Consider the following 2545-nt stretch of genomic DNA (forward strand, 5'->3'; position numbering starts at 1 on the left):
GCCGAGGCCGTCGCGACCGTCGCCGGGGACGGCCTGCTCCCGCGCACGGTCACCTCCGACGAGCTGTACGCGACGGTGGTCATCGGTTCAAAGGCGCGCGCCCTTCCCTGAGACGGCCGGAAGAGGCGGGGGGCCGCTCGCGCCCCGCGCGCCGGGCGGCCCGCGTCCCTACGCCGAATGCCGCGCGTGAGGTGACGTGACCGGTGAGGTCTCGTTGGGGAGGCGAATCAGGCCGGGCGGTGTGCGGGAGCCGGACGCCGTCGGCCCCCGACGAGCGACCGGAGAGAGCATGACCACTGCTCACGCCCCCCACCCCGACCACACGCACCACCACGGCGAGGGCTGCGGCCACGTGGCCGTCCCCCACGGCGACCACATCGACTACGCGCACGACGGCCACCTGCACCAGGTCCACGGCGACCACGTGGACGAGTGCGAGGCCGCCGCGCACGCGCCGCACGACGATCACGGCCACCGGCACGGCGAGGGCTGCGGTCATGTCGCGGTGCCGCACCGCGACCACGTGGACTACGTGCACGACGGCCACCGGCACGCCGGGCACGACGGCCACTGGGACGAGCACTGAGCCACGGCCGCGTGCGCGTGTCCGCGCGCCGGTCCGCGTGTGACGCCTGAACGGGCGGGTGGCCCCTGGCGTCCCAGGGGCCACCCGCCCTTCCCGGGGGACGGCCGTGGGAGCGCTCTCCGGACCACGTAGCATCACCCGTATGGAGCAGCGTGTACTGGGCAGGACGGGACGAGACGTCTCCGTCGTAGGACTGGGAACTTGGCAGCTGGGCGCGGACTGGGGGGACGTGACCGAGTCGGACGCGTTCGCCGTCCTGGACGCGGCGGTCGAGTCGGGCGTGACCATCTTCGACACGGCGGACGTGTACGGGGACGGCCGCAGCGAGCAGCTGATCGGCCGCTATCTCAAGGACCGGCCGGACGCCGGGATCTTCGTCGCGACGAAGATGGGCCGGCGGGCCGAGCAGCTTCCGGAGAACTACACCCTGGACAACTTCCGGGCGTGGAACGACCGTTCCCGGGCGAACCTCGGCACCGACACCCTCGACCTGGTCCAGCTGCACTGCCCGCCGCCGGCCGTCATCGAGTCGGACGCCGTCTACGACGCGCTCGACACCCTGGTGGACGAGCGGCGGATCGCCGCCTACGCGGTGAGTGTCGAGACCTGCGCCGAGGCGCTGGCGGCCATCGCCAGGCCCGGCGTCGCCAGTGTGCAGATCATCCTCAACGCCTTCCGGCTCAAGCCGCTCGAAGAAGTGCTGCCGGCCGCCCGTGCGGCGGGCGTGGGCATCGTCGCGCGGGTGCCCCTGGCCTCCGGCCTGCTGTCCGGGAAGTACACGAAGGACACGGTCTTCGCCGCCGACGACCACCGCACGTACAACCGCCACGGCGAGGCGTTCGACCAGGGCGAGACCTTCTCCGGCATCGACTACGAGACCGGTCTCGCGGCGGCGGCCGAGTTCGGCGAGCTGGCCCCCGAGGGCGCCACGGCGGCCCAGACGGCCCTGCGCTGGATCATCCAGCAGCCCGGCGTCACGACCGTCATCCCCGGCGCCCGCTCCGTCGAGCAGGCCCGTGGCAACGGCGCGGCGGCCGGGCTGCCCGCCCTGCCGCAATCAACGCTGGACGCCGTCAGGGACCTGTACGACCGGCGGCTGCGCGCCTCGGTCCACGGCCGCTGGTAGGCACCGTCTCCGCACACGGCGGAACCACACGACCGGTCGGCGCCGGGCCTTTTCGGGCCCGGCGTCGACCGGCGTCGACCGGCGTTGATCGGGAGATAAAACGGGATGATCGTGGGCCGATTGCCGCGCCAGGGTGCGGCACGGCTGCAAGAGTTGGTCGTTTCTGTGGCTGTATCGCGTTGCGCCATGTAGCGTCTTGATCAGCTGTCGTGGTTCCGAAGTACCGCTCGCCCGTGACGCACCGTCACGGGCGTTTGTGCTGTTCAGCGTCTCTGCGGACCAAGGCGATCACCTCCGGTTCCCCGTACCGTGCGGGGAACCATGCGTCCCGGATACGGAGATTCAGCATGGCCAGTGGAACAGTGAAGTGGTTCAACTCGGAAAAGGGCTTCGGCTTCATCGCGCAGGACGGTGGCGGCCCCGACGTGTTCGCGCACTACTCGAACATCGCGGCCACCGGCTTCCGTGAGCTCCAGGAGGGCCAGAAGGTGACGTTCGACGTCACCCAGGGCCAGAAGGGCCCCCAGGCGGAGAACATCGTCGCCTCCTGACGGCTGAGCGCGGAGCCGTCCTGCCCGGGAGGGCACGGACGACAGGGCGCCGGTCCGGCGGGTTCTCCCCGCCGGACCGGCGCCCGTTCCTGTTCCCGCCCGTGACGGCTCAGGCCGCGGGTTCCGCCGCTGTCGCCGTCGTACGGGCCACCTGTCCGCCGCCCGCCGTCCGCAGGGCCAGCCGGCACCCGACGCAGGCGCCGTGCCCCTCGGCCGCCGTCCGGTCGCGGACCCGCCAGTTCCACTGGTCGGCGGTACGCGGCCCCGGGGGCTTCCCCCAGC

The 2545-nt window shown here is 72.4% G+C and carries 3 protein-coding genes and 1 pseudogene; 3 read left to right on the plus strand and 1 reads right to left on the minus strand.

The window, feature by feature from the left end; genetic code table 11:
* Window positions 1-289 precede the first annotated feature (289 nt).
* From GT042_RS12495 to GT042_RS12505, 3 genes are all read left to right on the plus strand, one after another.
* Window positions 290-586, plus strand: coding sequence for a hypothetical protein (locus GT042_RS12495; RefSeq protein ID WP_161308777.1), 297 nt, complete (start codon window positions 290-292; stop codon window positions 584-586).
* A gap of 142 nt (window positions 587-728) precedes the next feature.
* Window positions 729-1712 carry an aldo/keto reductase gene (locus tag GT042_RS12500; RefSeq protein WP_161308778.1) on the plus strand — a complete coding sequence of 328 codons (984 nt, stop codon included), beginning with the start codon at window positions 729-731 and terminating at the stop codon, window positions 1710-1712.
* A 347-nt stretch (window positions 1713-2059) separates the two neighbouring features.
* A complete protein-coding gene (locus tag GT042_RS12505; RefSeq protein ID WP_161308779.1) occupies window positions 2060-2263 on the plus strand; it encodes a cold-shock protein in 204 nt (67 codons plus the stop codon).
* A gap of 109 nt (window positions 2264-2372) precedes the next feature.
* Here GT042_RS12505 and GT042_RS40085 read toward each other — a convergent pair.
* Window positions 2373-2545 (minus strand): annotated as a pseudogene (locus tag GT042_RS40085) (HGxxPAAW family protein); the annotation flags it as partial.

It is taken from the genome of Streptomyces sp. SID3212, assembly GCF_009865405.1.
In the GTDB taxonomy this organism is placed as follows: Bacteria; Actinomycetota; Actinomycetes; order Streptomycetales; family Streptomycetaceae; genus Streptomyces.